Raw genomic sequence first — 16,808 nt, forward strand, 5'->3', positions numbered from 1 at the left:
CTGACATACGCGGCTCGGCGAATACCAGCATGGGTTGGACGGTGGCATATCCGCCACGGGTCGAGGGTTTCCGAACGACACGACGCCAGGCGCGTGCCGTCGGCTCCGGCGAATGCGGTGCCCCTGGCGAGCTGTTCGACCCTCCATTCGCAGACCGAAGAGCGTTCCTGTACACCCATACTCGGCCCCGATCGAATTCCCGGTCGAACGCTGTGAGCGCATTAGCCTACGCGCCGATCGGGACGACCCACGAATTCGACTTCGGCTCCGTAGCTGCCACCTGCTTGCGGGGCCGTGCCGTCTCTTCGGGGTGCAAATCGGAGCGAGCCACCTCCGCAACTCCGTTCCGGCCTCCGAAGCGAAGGTTTCGACCGCGAGCGAAATCGACGAGTCATGGGCGAACGATTGCGTCGCTGCCCTCGGTCGACGCTTCTGCGGCCTCGAGTGAAGCAATGCCGAGTCCCCAGATTTCGAGCCGACGGCGCGAATCGGCGCGCCTCCGAACGCAGCGTTTACCCCTTGACAGGGCGTCGTCTCGCTATTCTTATGGCCATGGTTTGGCGGAGGGACGCTGCGACGCGAGTGCGCGCATCGGACCTCGCGCGCCGAGGATGAATGGGTAAAGAACATGAGTGAGACGTTGGATACGCTGCGGGTCAATTGGATGGGTCAGCTCTACGCAGAGGGTGACAAGTTCCTCCACCAGCTCACGATCCCCGGGACGCACGACTCCGGGACCTCGGGTCTACTCCGTGGAGGCGCCTCGAGGTGCCAGTCGATGACGATCCAGGAGCAGCTCGAGGCCGGGGTGCGCTTCCTCGACATCCGCCTCGTCCCCGAGGGCAACGACCTTCGGATCTGGCACGGTGATAGCAAGATCGGCAGCAAGACGAATGTCATGTTCTCGGAGGTCATCGATGTGTGCACGGGCTTTTTGGGCGCGCACGGCACCGAGTGCATCGTGATGTCGATCAAGAACGAGCACCACGTGTCTGCCGACGCGTTCGCAGCGGCCTTGCGACCTTTCTACGCCTCCGCGCTGAAGCAGGGCGGGACGGACCCGAATAACCCGGCGGACCGCCTGTTCTACACCGCCACTTCGATGCCCTCGCTCGGCCAGGTGCAAGGCCAAGTCGTCGTGTTCCGCCGCTACGGCTCCGTCGCCTCCGATCCCCCGTGCATCGACGGGGTGACCGGCTGGCCCAATGGCCCCGGCGGGGGCAAGACCTCGAACCCGACCCGCGGCGCGATCCCGCTGATGATCCAGGACCACTACAAGATCGGGATGGGCGACTGGAATAGCGTGAAGTGGCAGGAAGACATCCTTTCCTTTCTGACCCAGGCGCAGAACAACCCGCTCACCTTCGTCACGTGGTGGTTCAACTTCATCAGCGCCTCGGGCGGCGACCTCCCGTACAGATTCGCCGACGAGATCAACCCGCTGCTCACCGAATGGCTCGAGGCGGCGCTCGGCAACGCCACGGTGGTGAACCGGATCGGCACCATCCCGATGGACTTCCCGACCTCGCGCATGATCGACGCCCTGATCGCCACCAACTTCCCGCCCAGCGATCGCTTCATCGAGCTCAACGACCGCGACTTCGTGTTCTGCCTGGCAGGCAGCACCCGCTACCTCGCAGATTGCCACCAGACGCACGCCGGCGGCACCTACTACGGCTGGAGCGACGGCACCCCGTGCAATCACCGACTCACCACGCCCAGCGACCCCGCCGACCGGCTCCTCAGATCCGGCACGGTGGTCTGCATTCGGACCATGCAGGCGGACATGGGGGGCTACATGTACCTCGACGCCAGCTCGCAATTCAACCTGTACTACAATGACGACACCGGCGAGGACGAGCAGTGGGTCGTCGAACGGGCCGATCCCCAGGTCGAGGGTTACATCCAGCGGGGCGAGACGCTCCGCTTCCGGAGCGTGAAGCAGACGGCCAAGCAGGGCAAGTCGATGTACCTGTCGGCGGAGAGCGACGGTTACCTGGGCACCCGACCCGACCCGACCGACGGGGGCGACAAGAACCTCGGGATCGACTGGATCGTCAGTTGACTCGACGGTGCATGTCCTCAGGGACATGCGGGGAGCGCGGCGACGGAGCGCGCGCGGTCGTAGGCCCGACGCGGATTCGTCGCCGGCAAGGCCGAGCTCGCCCCGTCTCCGCTCGCGCGCAGCGCCGCCCATGAATATTCGGACATGCCTGAGAAGACATGCCCTGATCGCCATGTTATGATCATCCACCGAATCGGCGGATGACGCGAGGGCCGATTCGGGCGCCTCGACGGCTCGACGCGTCCGCCGGCCGCGGGGGTCGTGCTCGCGCACCGTCGGTGAGCGAAGTCCAGCCGAACCCTGCGCCTCGGCCGCTCGACTCGTTCACCGGCGGGTCGCAGTCGCGTCTCGCCGATGCGCGACAGGGGCCCCTCAACCCTCGTCCCCGCCGCGCCCCTCGTGCTCCCAGCGCACGATCGGCCGCCCGTGCAGCGGCAGCCGCGTCCCGGTGTTCCCGCACTGCGGGCAGCGGAGCGTCTCGAGCGTCGGCATCGGCGCGCACGCGCTGGCCCGGCCCGCGCTCACCTGCACTTCGGGACAGCCGCAGCGCGGGCACGCGAGCGCCTCGCTCACGACGACTCCGCGCGCTTGCGCAGGCGCTCGCGCAGCTCGACGGGCACCGACTCGTGGCGCCGCGGATCGGCCAGCGGCCGCACCAGGTCCTCGGGCGCGATCAGCCACGGTGGTTCGGGCGCCTCGTCGAGCTCGTAGAACCCGCCGCAGAAGCACGCGTGCGGGCACGACGCGCACACCGGCTTGCGGACCCGGCGCTCGGCCAGGTACTGCGCCAGGTTGACCGTCTCGTTGTTGACGAACGCCATGTGGCGCTCGAGCTTGCCGAGGTCGCCCTGCATCAGCGCCTCGTGGCCCGGCATGAAGCAGAACGGCAGGTTGATGACCTGCAGCTTCATCCGGCCCTGCCACGCCTCGATCACCGTCTGCAGGGTCGCCGCCGCGCGGGCGGTGTCGGGGGCCAGCATCGCCGTCGCCCGCCCGAACGGCGTCAGGAATTGATAGTTCACCCAGCGCAGGCCGAGCGACCACGCCAGCGCAGTGATCGCCTCCAGCTGCCCCTCGTTGTGCTTGGTGATCGTCAGGTTGAGGCCCAGCTCGACCCCGCGCGGGGCCAGGCGGACCGCGTTGCGCACCCCCGCGAGCGTCTGCTCGAAGGCCTCGGCGACCCCGACGTTCTGCGCGTGCGTGCGGGCGTCGGCCCCGTGCACGCTGAACAGCAGCGACGACAGCCCCGAGTTGACCAGGCGGGCCGCGAACGCCTCGTACGCGCACAGCCGGCCGTTCGTCGTCACGTTGATCGCGCGGTAGCCGAGCGCCCGCGCGTGGCGGATGAGACCCAGCAGGTCGGGGTGCAGAGTCGGCTCGCCGCCGTCGATGTCGAGCAGCTCGACCCCTTGCTTGCGGTAGTGGGCCAGCTGCTCGCGCAGGCGCTCCGCGTCGCCGTGCAGCTGCGTGCGCGTACCGACGGCGCAGAAGCTGCAGTGGTTGTTGCACGCGTAGGTCGCGTTCATCACCAGCTTGCGCGGCCCCTGCGACGCCCGCAGCCGCTGCTCGAACGTCCAGCGGAACTTCTCCAGCAGCGCCGCCGGCACCGTCGCCCCCGTCGGCGCCCGCTGGAACCGCGGCCCCCAGTCGTGATCCTCCGGCGGCGGCGCCAGCGGCAGCGAGCGAGCCAGGCGCGTGCCCGGCAGCGGGGTCGCGAACTGCACCGCCGGCCACGCCTTGAACCTGTCCCAGAGATCCAGCGCGAAGCTCAACGTCTGGTTGATCTCCGCCGCCGTCTCGCCCGGCTGACCGATGATGTAGTGGATCATCAGCGGCACCCCGGCCGCCGCCGCCGACTCGGCCGCGCGCACGATCGCCGCCAGCTCGAGCCGCTTGCCCACCACCTCGTCGACCACCCGCTGCACCCCGCTCTCGGCGCTCACGCTGAGCGTCGTCAGCCGCCCGCGCATCGCCTGCAGGTGGCGCGGCTCGAGGTAGTCCGCGCGCAGCCCGTTGGGCAGCTCGAAGCGCAGATCCAGCGCCCGGATGTCCTCGAGGACATGGTCGAAGTGATCCGGGTGGACGTTGATCAGCTCGTCGAGCACGAACACCCGCCCGGCCCCGTGCTCGCGCGCCAGCGCCGTCAGCAGCCGCGACAGCGCCGCCCGCGAGTGGCGCCGCTGCGTCTTCGGCCGGCCCGGCGCGACGTCGGGGTTCGAGCTGCAGTGCGCGCACTGGAACGGGCAGCCGCGGCTCGTCACCACCGGCAGCGTGCGCCCGTCGATCGGGAACGCCCAGCCGCCGCGGCCGAGCCCGCGGACCACCGCCGCGCGGAACTCGTGGTACGCCTCGAGGTCGACCTTCGACCATGCCGGAACGGGCAGGTCCTCGAGGACAGGTTGGTCCCCGCGGTGGAGCCCGCGCGGCGCCGGCCCGCCGTCCAGGTACCCCGCCAGCAGGGCCGGCACCGTCACCTCGGCCTCGAACTGCACGTACGCGTCGGCCTCCGGGTAGCTGGCGAGCAGCTGCGGCGCCGCCACGTAGTGCTGCCCCGACTGGTAGCAGTCGGCCAGCACGATCGGCACATCCGCCCCGAGGCGCGCCCGCAGGCCGGCGAGGAGCTCGCCGAGGAGGTCGTCGCGCGCCGGCGGCCGGTGGAACGGCGTGATCGCCACCACGATCGCCGCCGCGGACTGCGGACACGCGGCCAGCGTCGCCGCCACCGTCGCCCCCAGGTGCGCCCGCCCGTCGCTGCGCCAGTGCATCGCCGACGCCGCGTGCAGCACCTCGCCCGCGACCTCGCCGCCGGCGTCGTCGACCGCCGCCTCGCGCCTCGCCGGCAGCGCGTACGCATCGACCAGGTCGCACGCGATCCCACGCGCCTCGAGCACCGCCGCCAGCTGGACCGCCCCGAGATCGATGAAGTACGGGTAATCGATGAAGTCCCGCGCCACCGACACGGGCGGATGGACGACGAGGACGCGGCCGGGGCGCACGGCCGGCGACGTTAGCACGCTTGCGAGCGGCGCGGGGCGCCGGGTACATTGGCCCGGAATGGACGCTCTCCCCGCCACCGCGGTGCAGCACGAAGAGGCCGCGCACGAGCGGCGCAACTGGGTGCGGCTGACGTTCGACTGCAACGACCGCTGCGTGTTCTGCCTCGACGCGCACACCCACGACGGCACCAACCGCGACCGCGAGGAGATCAGGGCCCAGATCCTCGACGGCCGCCGGCGCGGCGCCACCCGCCTGATCCTCTCCGGCGGCGAGCCCACCATTCACCCCAACTTCGTCGACTTCGTGCGCCTCGGGCGGCGGGCCGGGTATCGCAAGATCCAGACCGTCACCAACGGCCGCATGTTCGCCTATCCCGCCTTCCTGCGGGCCGCCCTCGACGCCGGCCTCAGCGAGATCACGTTCTCGATCCACGGCCCCAACGCCCGCGTCCACGACGCCCTCGTCGGCACCCGGGGCGCCTTCGACGAGGAGGTCAAGGGCCTGCGGGGCGCGCTGGCCGACGGCCGGCCGGTCGTCAACATCGACGTCTGCGTCAACCGCGGCAACGTCAAGCAGCTGCCCGAGCTCATGGCCACCTTCACCGCCATGGGCGTGCGCGAGTTCGACCTCCTGCACGTCATCCCGTTCGGCCGCGCCTACAGCGAGGGCCGCGAGATCCTGTTCTACGACCTCGAGGCCATGCGGCCGTACCTGCTCGAGGCGTTCGCCTACGCCCGCAAGCCCGGCATCCACGTCTGGCTCAACCGGTTCCCGCCGCAGCACCTCGAGGGCTTCGAGGACCTGATCCAGGACCCCCACAAGCTCATCGAGGAGGTCCGCGGCCGCAAGGAAGAGTACGCGCTGCTGCTCGAGCACGACATCCCGCTCGACTGCCGCGCCCCCGAGCGCTGCAAGCACTGCTACCTGCAGCCCCTGTGCGATCGCCTCGACGAGGTCCGGGCCGCCCTCGCCGGGCAGACCTTCGAGGTCCTGCGCGTCGACGCCGCGGCCGACCACCACGCCCCCGTCGCCTACGGCGGCGACCCGGCCAGCCGCCAGCACGCGGCCGCCCGCCTGCGCCGGGTGCTGGCCGAGCGGGCCCTGGCGGCAGGTCTCTCGGGACATGTCCCCGAGGACAGCGAGGAGCCGCTCGACGGCACCGCCGACGAGGCCGCCGCCGGCATGGCCGAGGCCCGCGAGGCGCGCACGCGAGCCGACGAGCGGGTCGAGATCTCCGCCGACACCGGTGCTGCGGGACATGTCCCCGAGGACACCTCGCAGGACGACTCTGCAGGTCCCTCGGGACATGTCCCTCACGATATCTCGCCTACGCACCCCCCCGACGCCGACCGGCCGGCCGCCGCCTCGTCCATCCGCGACGCGGACCCCTCCGGGGTGACTGCAGCCACCAGTCTCTCGGGACATGTCCCTTCCGACCCGTCCACCAGCGGCCCCCGTAACACCTCGCGGCCGACCGCGGCCGCTCCGCGCCGCTTCCGCCTGCCCCTGCTCGGCGCCGGTCCCTCTGTCCCCGTCACCCCGTCGCGCCCGCGCCTCGACGCCCGCGCCCTCGCGGCCGCCGCCAGGCCGCGCGCGCTGTGGCTGGTCGCGCCCGACCTCGCCGCCGCCGAGGCGCTCGCCGCCGGCTTCCCCGACGTCCTCGAGCTCGAGCTCGAGCTCGCCGACCCGACCGCCCTGCTCGCCCGCCTTTCGGACATGTCCTCCACGCCCGGTCTCGAAGGCCAGCCGATCCTGCTCGCCAGCAAGCGGCTCACCCGCGTCGTCGTCGCCGACCCGACGGCCGCCGCCGCGCTCCTGGACCTCGCCCTCGACCTCGACGTCGTCCTCCTGCTGTCGCGCCCCGCCGAGGCCTGGCTGCTCGGCCTGGGCCACGCCCCTGCGCGCCTGGTCCTGCGTCAGCCCGCCCGCGAGCGCCTCACCGAGTCGGCCGAGCTCGACCTCGACCTGCCGGCCTTCTTCGCCGCCTTCCGCCTCCCCGTGCCCGTCGAGGCCGTCCCCGCCTGCGTCCTCGGCCGGTCCCCGCGCGAGCGCCCGCCCGTGTTCGACGCCGCCCAGCTCGGCCCCGACGGCGGCCTGGAGATCTTCCGCTACGCCCGCCGCTTCATCGACGACGGGTTCCACGTCAAGAGCCTGCGCTGCAAGACATGTTCGTTCGACCATGTCTGCAAGGGCATGCACATCAACTACGTGCGCGCCCACGGCTTCGCCGCGATGCGACCTGTCCCCTGAGCCATGCGCTCGCCGACCGCCCCACCCCGCTCCGTCCCGCGCGACAGGGCCGGCGCGCAGTCGACGATCGCCCAGCGCCGCCAGGCCCAGCGGTTCGCCGTCGATGCACGGACCGGCCGGCGAGAGCCGCGGCTGGTGACTCGCACCGTCGGACCTGCCTGGGTTCCGCCGAGCCGCCGACGAGTCGGCAGGAGCCGCCGCTCGTGACTCGCGCCGTCGGACCTGCCTGGGTTCCGCCGAGCCGCCGACGAGTCGGCAGGAGCCGCCGCTCGTGACTCGCACCGTCGGACCTGCCTGGGTTCCGCCGAGCCGCCGACGAGTCGGCAGGAGCCGCCGCTCGTGACGCGCGCCGCGAGCCCCGTGCTGGCCGCGCGTCTGCAAGCCGCCCTCGACGCCGGCGACCTCGACGCCGACGAGCCGCGCCTCGGGGCCCGCGGCACCCTCCTGCGCGCGGTGGCCCTCGCCCGCCATGGCCGCCTGGCGCGGGCCCGCGGCGCGGCCGAAGCTGCCCTCGAGGACAGGCCCGACGACGCCGCGGTGGCCCTCGCCGCCGCCGCCGTCCTGCGCGCCACCCACGACTATCAGCGCAGCCTCGACGCCCTCGCCACCGCCGCCCGGGCCGCCCCCGCGGCCACCCGCGCCGCGGCCACCCGCGCCGTCGGCTACGCCAGCGCGCTCGGCTGGGAGCGCGACGTCGCGGCCGCGATCGCCACCGGCCGCGCCGCCGACCCCACCGAGCCGCTCTGGGACGCCTTCGAGGCGCAGATGCACCTGCGCGGCGGCGACCTCGAGCTCGCGATCGCCGCCGCCCGCAGCGGCCTCCGGCGGGCCCCCGGATCGGCCAAGCTGCGCATGGAGCTGGCGGCCGCCCTGGCCCGCGCCGGCCACGATCACGACTGCGCCGTCGAGGTCGCCGAGGCCCTCCGCCTCGCCCCGCCCGACGACGCCGCCGCCTACCACCGCGCCGCCCTGTTCGCCCTGCTCGAGACCGGCGACCTCGCCGGCGCCGCCCGCCACGGCGAGGCCGCCCTGGGCCTCCAGCCCGCCGACCCGCCCGTCGCCCTCGCCCTCGCGGACATGTCCTTGTGGACAGGCGATCGCCGCGCCGCCCTGGCCCGCGCCGACGCCGTCACCGGCCCGCAGGGTCGCGCCGGCGCCCGGCGGATCCGCGGCCAGATCGCGCTCGCCGACGGCCACGTCGACCTCGCCCTCGAGGAGCTAGAGCTCGCCTGCCGTGTGCCCGATCCGTCCGCCGAGCTGTCGCGCGCCGAGGCCCTGATCCGCCGCGGCGCCTGGGATCCCGCGCACGCCGCCCTCACCCGCGCGACCGCGATCGGCGACGGCTACCTGTTCGCCGCCTGGATGCTCCGCTTCCTCGCCGCCGCCGGCGAACGCCCCGCCCCCGACGCCGCGGTCAACCCGCGCCAGATCGAGGAGTTCGCCGAGGCCCTCGCCGAGGTCTCGCCGCTCGGCCCCGCCGCCCTGGCCGACGATCGCCAGGGCCCGCTCGTCGAGGCCACGCGCGACGCTCTCGCGCGCATGGGCTGCAACCGCTCCGCGTTCGCCACCTATCACGACGGACATGTCCTGAAGCGCATGTCTACAAGGACAGGAGTTCGCCACGCCTCGCGCCAGGCCCTGCAGTCGATCCGCAGCGCCGACCCGGCCCGCGCCCTCGCCCTCCTCGACGCCGCCTGCGCCCGCTGGCCGCGCTCGTCCCTGCCGCTGGCCCACCGCGGCGAGCTGCGCCTGTGGCTCGGCGACGACGCCGGCGCCCGCGCCGACCTCGAGGCGTCGATCGCCATCAACCCGCGCACCCGCTGGGCCTACGTCGGCCTCACCCTCCTGGCCCATCGGACAGGTGACCCCGCCGGCGCCCTCGCAGCGTCGGCCGCGGGCATCACCCAGATGCGCGGCACCGTCGGCCCGGCCGTCTACGCCCACCGCGCCGGCGCCCGCGCGGCCACCGGCGACCTCGCGGGCGCGCTGGAGGACCTCGAGCACGCAGTCGCCAGTCACCCGGCCCGGATCGGCGCATGGGTCGAGCTCGGCCTCGTCCACGCCAGCGCCCGCGACCAGCCCGGCCTCGCCCGCGCCTTCGACCACCTGCGCGCCCACGCCCCCGGCCTGGTCTCCGACGCCGCCGCCGCCGTCGACCGACCTGCCTGGGGAGACATGTCCTTCACGCCATGCCCCGAGGACCAGACGGTCATCCTCGCCGAGGCCCTGGCGATGCTGCGCGGCAACCGCTCCTCGACCTGCGTCACCTACATCACCCGCGCCGGCCAGCTCCGCACCGTCCCCCACGGCCCCGCAGCCGCCCACCCGGCGACCCGCATCGACGCCGACCTCACCAGCGTCCGCGCCCTGCTCCTGCGCTCGCTCGGCGCCCGGTAGCGCGCGCGTCCGCGGATTCAGCCGTCGTCGGCTGCGATGGCGAATCGCGTCGAAGTCGATCCCTGCCGGATTGGAGCTGTGCGCTCGCGCCGGCGCGCGGGAGATAGAAATGGACGAAGCGCGAGGAGCCGAGCCGCCGATCGAGCTCGCCCGTGGTGCGACGAATCAGGCCGCCGCGCCGAGGCGCCAGATCGACCACGTGCCGGTCCGCGGAGACACATGATAGGCGAACGGGCGCGTGGGCGAGAAAGCGACCTGGCTGCCGCGGCGATCGCATGGATGTCCGAAAGAACATGTCACTACAATCCCCCGGCGGCTCGCCCTCCGCCGGGCACGCGCGTTCGCGCGCGGAGCGTCCCGGGAGCGAGCGACCTGCTATCCTCCCCCGGAGACATGCCGCGCTCTCGAACTCTGGTGCCCATGCTGGCCGCGGCAGTGCTGATCGGCTGCAAGGACCGTGAACCAACGCCTGCGCCGCTCGCCGCGGCCGCCCCCTCGTCGCCGGCACCCTCGTCGGCCGCACCGGCATCGGCCCCGCCTGCATCCGCACCCCCTGCTGCGCCTTCGTCCGCCGCGCTCCCGCCTCCGCCGGTCGAACCGGGGGTGCCCGATCCCTCGTCGACCTCCGAACCTCCCGTCGCGCCTCCCGGGACCGCCTCGGGACCCGAGCTCGAGGCGAGCGCGACCACCGGCGAAGCGTCGCCCGCCCACGAAGCCACGCCGGCCGGACTGATCGCCCCGTGGCCGACGGGCGCCTGCGACCCCTCCGGCACCTGGCGGGTCAAGCTCCACCCGCAGCGACCCTTCTGCGCCCCCGTGCCGCCGGAGACCTTCGACATCGCCATCGGCTTCGTCCGCAAGGGCGACCGCACCGTGCTCGCCGCCGTCGGTGAGCCCGTCGGCGAGCCGGGCAAGATCGGCGGGCGCATGCGGAGCATGCACGTCTCGCTGCTCGCCGGGCCCTACGTCGGCTGTGAAGTGCGGCTGCACTCGACGCTCGGGCGCGCCGACTGGGCCACTCATACCGAGCTCAAATTCAGGGTGTTCGAGCACAAGCTGGAGGGCGGCGGCGCGCAGTGGAACGCTCCGGCGCTGTGTAACGAGGTGTTTGCCCTGAGCGGCGAACGTACCGCGGCCGGGCCGGCCGAATGGGCGCAGCTCGGAGAACCGGCCCCGCCGCAAGTGCCCGCGCCTCCGCGTCCCGCGGACGAGGCGCTCGCGGCCGCCGTCGCCGGCATCTCCGCCGAGTCGCTCCTGGGGCCGGCCGTCAGCACCATCACCACCCTGGGGCTGTACGACGAGATCGAGGAGCGCGCTGCCCGTATCGCGCTGCGCGGCTCGATCGTCGAGTACGTCACCGCCGCCGTCGGCCAGGCGCGCGACATCTCGCTGCACGAGGTCCCGTGCAGCCTGCCCGACGCGGGCCGCTGCGTCGCCGTCGTCGGCGATCCATGCCGCCCGGAGTTCCTCGATCCCCAGGAGGATTGGGACTGCGAGGGCCTGTACCTGGTCGTGGTCGTCGACGTCGACCGCAAGCGCCTCGATCGTGCCAACACCGCCGGCTACCCCGTCCGCTCGCACGCCGACATCGCCGGCTGGGAGCTCATCGCCCCCTGAGCCAGGCGGCCGCGCCACGGCTCGCACATGTCCCCGGGGACATCTCCTCAATCTTCCCGGGGTCCGGCCGCATGTCCCCAAGGACAGGCGAATGTCTCGACCGCCGCCGCCGTCCTGCCTCTGGCCGTGCCCCTCGCCGCACGGGCCCCCGGGCCCTCGCGTCGGGGCGGAGCGTCCGCCCCGCCCCCTGCAGCCCGCGAATTCTCGCCCAGAACCCCGCCTCGCAGCAGCTTGCGCCATCCGCTGCCGGGCGGCGCGCGGGCGAGCGGCGGCGGGTTATAGTCGCGCCCGCATGCCGACCTCGCACCGCGTCTGCCTCCTCCTCCTCGCTGCTGCAGCTTGCGACGCCCCGCCGTCGAAGGACGCGCCCAAGGTCGCCACGATCCAGGCCAAGCGCGCCGAGTCGGGCAAGGCCGACGCTGCGGTCGCCGACGCCAAGGCTGCCGATGTCACCGCGCCCGCCACCAGGGCTGACGCCCCGCCCTCCGGCACCGTCCCGGGCGGTCCTGCGTCGGACAGCATCGTCACGATGCCCGACAGCTTGACGGCCGAGAACATCCCGCCGATCCCGCGGGAGATCGCCGACGGCGTCGGCACCTACTCGGAGACACGCTCGGCCGTCGCGCTCCAGTGGCACCCGCGCGATCATTCGCTGTTGATCCGCACGCGCTTCGCCGACACCGACCAGGTGCACGAGGTCAAGATGGCGGGCGGCGATCGGCGGCAGCTGACCTTCTTCAGCGATCGCGTCGGCGGCGCCGTCTATCCGCCGGTCGGCGACGGCGGCTTCCTCGTCCTCTCGAAGGACATCGGCGGCAACGAGTTCGCGCAGAACTGGCGCTTCGATCGCGCCGACGGCAAGCTCACCCTGCTCACCGACGGCGCCTCGAAGAACAGCCTCGGCCCGTGGACGCGCGCCGGCGACAAGTTCGCCTACACCTCGACCCGGCGTAACAAGAAGGACACCGACTTCTACGTCGTCGACCCGCGCGACCCGGGCACCGACAAGCTGATCGCCGAGGTCGACGGCGGCGGCTGGGCGCCCGAGGACTTCTCGGCCGACGGCAACCAGATCCTCGCGCAGCAGTACGTCTCGGTCAACGAGAGCTACCTGTGGCTGTTCGACCTGGTCACCGGCGATCGCACCAAGCTGACCGAAAAGACAGGTGATACCCCCGTCGCCTGGTCCGGCGCGTCCTTCACGGCCGACGGCAAGGGCGTCATCACCACCACCGACGGCGCCGGCGAGTTCCGTCAGCTCGTCACCCTCGACCTCGCCAGCAAGCAGACCAGCCCGCTCGGGCCGGCGGTGGACTGGGACGTCAGCGACTTCGCAGTCAGCCACGATCGCAAGCGCCTGGCCTCCGTCGTCAACGAGGGCGGCGTCGACCGGCTGCGGCTGCACGACCTGCCGAGCGGGCGCGAGCGACCGATCAAGACCCGCTTGCCGGCCGGCACGATCGGCGGCCTCCACTTCCACCCCGACGGCAAGCTGCTGGCCTTCACCCTGTCGTCGGCGCGCTCGCCCGCCGACACCTACGTGCTCGACGTCCAGTCCGGCGCGATCGAGCGCTGGACCGAGAGCGAGGTCGGCACCCTCAACCCCGCGACCTTCAGCGAGCCCGAGCTCGTCCAGTGGAAGAGCTTCGACGAGCGCGAGATCCCCGGGTTCTACTACCGCCCGCCGGCCCGCTTCACCGGCAAGCGCCCCGTCATCGTCATCGTCCACGGCGGGCCCGAGGGCCAGTCGCAGACCGGCTTCATCTACCGCAACAACTACTACCTCAACGAGCTCGGCGTCGCGGTCCTCTACCCCAACGTGCGCGGCTCCACCGGCTACGGCAAGACCTACGTGCGCCTCGACAACGGCGTCCAGCGCGAGGACTCCGTCAAGGACCTCGGCGCCGCGCTCGACTGGATCGCCAGCCGGCCCGAGCTCGACGCCGAGCGCGTCATGATCATGGGCGGCTCGTACGGCGGCTACATGACCCTCGCCGCCTCGGTCCACTTCGCCGACCGGATCCGCTGCGCCGTCGACATCGTCGGCATCAGCAACTTCGTCACCTTCCTCGAGAACACCGAGGCCTACCGCCGCGACCTCCGCCGCGCCGAGTACGGCGACGAGCGCGACCCCGAGATCCGCAAGAAGCTGCTCGAGATCTCGCCGCTCACCCGCGCCGCCGAGATCAAGAAGCCGCTGTTCGTCGTCCAGGGCAAGAACGACCCGCGCGTGCCCGCCAGCGAGGCGCACCAGATCGTCGCCAACCTCAAGGAGCGCGGCACGCCGGTGTGGTACCTCGAGGGCAAGGACGAGGGCCACGGCTTCTCCAAGAAGCGCAACCAGGACTACCAGATGTACGCCACCATCCTGTTCATGAAGAAGTTCTTGCTCGACGGGATGACCGAGTGACCGCCGACAACACCCTGATGATCGAGGACTGGAACGGCCGCGTCGGCGAGAGCTGGCGCGTCCACCAGGAGCGGCTCGACGACATGCTCGCCGCCTACGGCGAGGCCGTGCTGGGAGCCGCGGGCGCGCGCCCCGGCGAGCGCGTGCTCGACGTCGGCTGCGGCGCCGGGGCCACCTCGCTGGCCCTCGCCCGCGCGGTCCAGCCGGGCGGCGCGGTCGTCGGCGTCGACGTGTCCACGCCCTTGCTCGAGCGCGCGCGCGAGCGTGCCGCCGCCGCCGGCCTCGACGTCACGTTCCGCTGCGCCGACGCCGGCGCCGACGACCTCGGCCCCGGCGGCTACGACCTGCTCGTCTCGCGCTTCGGCGTGATGTTCTTCGCCGACCCCGTCGCCGCGTTCGTCCACGTGCGGGCCGCCGCGCGCCCCGGCGGGCGGCTCGCGTTCGTCTGCTGGCGCGCCGCGGTCGAGAACGAATGGGTCGTCTTGCCGCAGCGGGCGCTGCGAGACCTCGTGCCGGCGCCGCCGCCCCCCGATCCCGCCGCTCCCGGCCCGTTCTCGTTCGCCGCGCGCGAGCGGGTGCAGTCGATCCTCGACGGCGCCGGCTTCCGCGACGTCGCCATCACCCCGTTCGACGCCCCGCTCCGGTTCGGCCGCGGCGACACGCCCGAGGCCGCGCTCGACGACGCCCTCGCGCAGGCCGCCGACATCGGCCCCGTCTCGCGCCTGCTCGCCGGCCAGCCCGACGACGTGCGCGCGCGCGGCCTCGCGGCGGTGCGCGCCGCCTTCGCCGGGCGCGCCGGGCCCGACGGCGTGATCGTCCGCGGCGCCGCCTGGATCGTCACTGCCCGGGCCTGAGGAATGATGAGACATGTCCTCACGGACATGTCCAATCATTATCTCAGACGCACTGGTTGTTCTCGCAGTCCGACAGGTCCATGCAGTCCTTGGCGAACTCGCACGGGTCGAACTGGCTGCCGTCGTAGCACTTGCCGTACACGCAGTGCTTGGAGCCCTCGGCGCAGTCCGTGTCCGTGTTGCAGGGGTCGCCCTCGCTGCCGTCGTAGCAGACCATCATGATGCAGCGCTGCGCGGCGGGACTGCACTCGCCGTGGAACTCGCACGGGTCGCCCTCGCTGCCGTCGTGGCACTCGCCGAACACGCAGAACTGGACCGTGGCCGGGCAATCGTCCTTGAACTGGCACGCCTGCCCCTCGGTCTCCGCGGGCGGGGCGCCGGTGGTGGTCGTGCCGCTCGTCGTCTCCGGCGCGGTCGTACTCGCTTCGCCGCTGGTGGTCGTCGACGTCGTCGGCGCCGGGCTGGTCACCGACGGCGGGCCGTCGGTGGTCGTGGTCGTATCGGTGGTCGTGCCGGTCGTGTCCATGACCGGCACCATCGGCCCGGGGCCGGCGTCGGTGCCGGCCGCTCCTTGCTTCACCTTTTCACCGCAGGACGCCGTGAGCGCCACGGCGAGGTACAGAACGACGTTGGGACGCATGATCGGTTCGAAGCATGGCGACGGTCGGACGACCGGCACCTCAAAATCCATTGATGTGACTCGAACGACGTTCGTCCGGCAGGACCCGTCCAACAGCCATCGGCGCGTCATTTCGGGAAAATTCGGCCGGGGCGGCGAGCGGCGCCGCGCCGTGATCGCGGCCACCGACGCTGCCCACATTCTTCCTCAATGCATGCACTCGCCGCCGCCGCCCGCCCGCTGGCCACAACGTCCCCACGCCGCGCGCACCGGCGCGCCTCTCTGCCTCGGGGGGCGCATCGCGGCTCCAGGGGCGCGGAGCGCCGTGCACAGCGTGGGAGCTCGTCCCACTCGCTACGAGCCCGGTGCGGCCGCCGCGAGCTTCGCCGGTGCTGTCAGGATCCCGCCGAGGCAGTCAAAAGCGCCGGCACGGGCGCGACGCCACGGGCGCTCCCCAGGCGACGCCCAGCCGCCAATCGCCAGCTCCGGGTGCCACGCGAGGACCTCACGCGGTGCGGCCTCGTCGCCGCTCGAATCGCTCCGCCGCATGCGGCAAGCGCATCGCATCATTCGCGAGTCCGCCGTCCTCGCCGATCGCGCGTCGGTCGACTCGCCTGTCAGGATTCAGTCGGGCCGGGCAAGATCGCGGCTCGAAGCGCGAACCGCAGCGCCAGACCAGGCCCGGCGCTGCGGTCCGTCCCTGCGGACAGGCCCGCAGTCGCCGCGACGCACGATTGCGAGATCCGGGCGAATGCGATGGACACGACCTCACGCGGCGCCCGCCTCGGGACGGCTTGAATCGGGTCCCCTGCAGGAGCACCATCCTCGCATGATTGGATCGCGCGCGTGCCTGTGCGGGTTCTTGTTCGCCCTCGCCGCCTGCGGTTCCGAGTCGGCTGCGACGCCGACCGACGGCGACGCCGGCACCAGCAGCACCGCCACCGCTGCGGACAGCGGCAGCGAGACCGACGACAGCGAGACGCCACCCACGTCGACCACGGTCGACGGCTGCGGCGGCCCCCCCAGCACCACCGGCGGCGGCGATCCAACCCCGCTCACGACGGCGGCCGACACCGGCCTCGACGGCGAACCGTGCGTCCTCGCCGAGACCTTGCAAGACGTGCCGGAGCAGTGCCCGCCCGTCCGCTATCGCCGCGAGGAGTGCGGCCCCGAGACCTGGATCGAGGACGAGGCCGCTCTCGAGTGCGCCCTCACGGTCCTGCGCGAGCGGATCCCCGGACGCGTCGAGTTCGAGGACCACAGCTACGGTATTCCGACGCTCTATCGTCGGACAGTCATCAGCCTGGGCGACGGCGCCGCCCTCTCCGAATACTTCTACTCCTCGGGCGCCTGCAACGTGTTCGCGCCCACGGAGCACGTGCGCCTGAAGCCGCCGGGCTACTTCGTCGACTGCCTGGCCATGGCCGATCCGGGCGAGCGCTTCGAGTGCGCCTGGCTCTACGACGAGTCGACGCTCCTGGAGTGCACCGAGGGGAGCGAGGAGTGCTTCAACGTCTGAAGTTCTCTTGAATAAGATCTCGGGACCTATCCCTATCCACATGCTCGATGCGACATATCCTATAGAACATGGCGCATCGA

The 16,808-nt window shown here is 72.4% G+C and carries 10 protein-coding genes; 7 read left to right on the top strand and 3 right to left on the bottom strand.

What is annotated here, in order from left to right:
- Positions 1 to 628: 628 nt before the first annotated feature.
- Positions 629 to 2,065 (top strand): phosphatidylinositol-specific phospholipase C, encoded by a 1,437-nt coding sequence (locus O0S08_RS26885; protein WP_269032144.1) that lies wholly within the window; start codon positions 629 to 631, stop codon positions 2,063 to 2,065.
- Positions 2,066 to 2,437: 372 nt separating this feature from the next.
- On the opposite strand, the gene O0S08_RS26890 is transcribed toward O0S08_RS26885, so the two are convergent.
- Positions 2,438 to 2,638, bottom strand: a complete 201-nt coding sequence (locus O0S08_RS26890) for a hypothetical protein (protein WP_269032145.1) — start codon at positions 2,636 to 2,638, stop codon at positions 2,438 to 2,440.
- Positions 2,635 to 5,061, bottom strand: coding sequence for a radical SAM protein (locus O0S08_RS26895; protein WP_269032146.1), 2,427 nt, complete (start codon positions 5,059 to 5,061; stop codon positions 2,635 to 2,637). Before O0S08_RS26895 ends, O0S08_RS26890 begins: the two co-directional genes overlap by 4 nt.
- Positions 5,062 to 5,119: 58 nt before the next feature.
- On the opposite strand from O0S08_RS26895, the gene O0S08_RS26900 reads away from it, so the two are divergent.
- From O0S08_RS26900 to O0S08_RS26920, 5 genes are all read left to right on the top strand, one after another.
- A complete protein-coding gene (locus O0S08_RS26900; RefSeq protein WP_269032147.1) occupies positions 5,120 to 7,312 on the top strand; it encodes a radical SAM protein in 2,193 nt (730 codons plus the stop codon).
- Between the two features lie 339 nt (positions 7,313 to 7,651).
- Positions 7,652 to 9,709: a tetratricopeptide repeat protein gene (locus O0S08_RS26905; RefSeq protein ID WP_269032148.1), complete on the top strand. Its 2,058-nt coding sequence runs from the start codon at positions 7,652 to 7,654 to the stop codon at positions 9,707 to 9,709.
- A gap of 603 nt (positions 9,710 to 10,312) precedes the next feature.
- Positions 10,313 to 11,326, top strand: a complete 1,014-nt coding sequence (locus O0S08_RS26910; RefSeq protein WP_269032149.1) for a hypothetical protein — start codon at positions 10,313 to 10,315, stop codon at positions 11,324 to 11,326.
- A gap of 292 nt (positions 11,327 to 11,618) precedes the next feature.
- Entirely contained in the window at positions 11,619 to 13,736 is a 2,118-nt protein-coding gene (locus O0S08_RS26915) for a S9 family peptidase (RefSeq protein WP_269032150.1), read from the top strand.
- The gene (locus O0S08_RS26920; protein WP_269032151.1) at positions 13,733 to 14,590 is read left to right on the top strand and encodes a class I SAM-dependent methyltransferase; all 858 of its coding nucleotides are present in this window, start codon (positions 13,733 to 13,735) and stop codon (positions 14,588 to 14,590) included. Before O0S08_RS26915 ends, O0S08_RS26920 begins: the two co-directional genes overlap by 4 nt.
- Before the next feature lie 43 nt (positions 14,591 to 14,633).
- On the opposite strand, the gene O0S08_RS26925 is transcribed toward O0S08_RS26920, so the two are convergent.
- A complete protein-coding gene (locus O0S08_RS26925; RefSeq protein ID WP_269032152.1) occupies positions 14,634 to 15,230 on the bottom strand; it encodes a hypothetical protein in 597 nt (198 codons plus the stop codon).
- 808 nt (positions 15,231 to 16,038) lie between these two features.
- Between O0S08_RS26925 and O0S08_RS26930 the strand changes: the two genes are divergently transcribed.
- A complete protein-coding gene (locus tag O0S08_RS26930; protein WP_269032153.1) occupies positions 16,039 to 16,728 on the top strand; it encodes a hypothetical protein in 690 nt (229 codons plus the stop codon).
- Positions 16,729 to 16,808 lie beyond the last annotated feature (80 nt).

Origin of the sequence: Nannocystis punicea, from assembly GCF_026965555.1 — a bacterium.
Classification (GTDB): domain Bacteria; phylum Myxococcota_A; class Polyangia; order Nannocystales; family Nannocystaceae; genus Nannocystis; species Nannocystis punicea.

Excerpts from the sequence above, each read along its gene's own strand:
- O0S08_RS26885 (WP_269032144.1), top strand. The coding sequence starts at position 629 with ATGAGTGAGACGTTGGATACGCTGCGGGTCAATTGGATGGGTCAGCTC.
- O0S08_RS26900 (WP_269032147.1), top strand. The coding sequence starts at position 5,120 with ATGGACGCTCTCCCCGCCACCGCGGTGCAGCACGAAGAGGCCGCGCAC.
- O0S08_RS26915 (WP_269032150.1), top strand. The coding sequence starts at position 11,619 with ATGCCGACCTCGCACCGCGTCTGCCTCCTCCTCCTCGCTGCTGCAGCT.
- O0S08_RS26925 (WP_269032152.1), bottom strand. The coding sequence starts at position 15,230 with ATGCGTCCCAACGTCGTTCTGTACCTCGCCGTGGCGCTCACGGCGTCC.
- O0S08_RS26930 (WP_269032153.1), top strand. The coding sequence starts at position 16,039 with ATGATTGGATCGCGCGCGTGCCTGTGCGGGTTCTTGTTCGCCCTCGCC.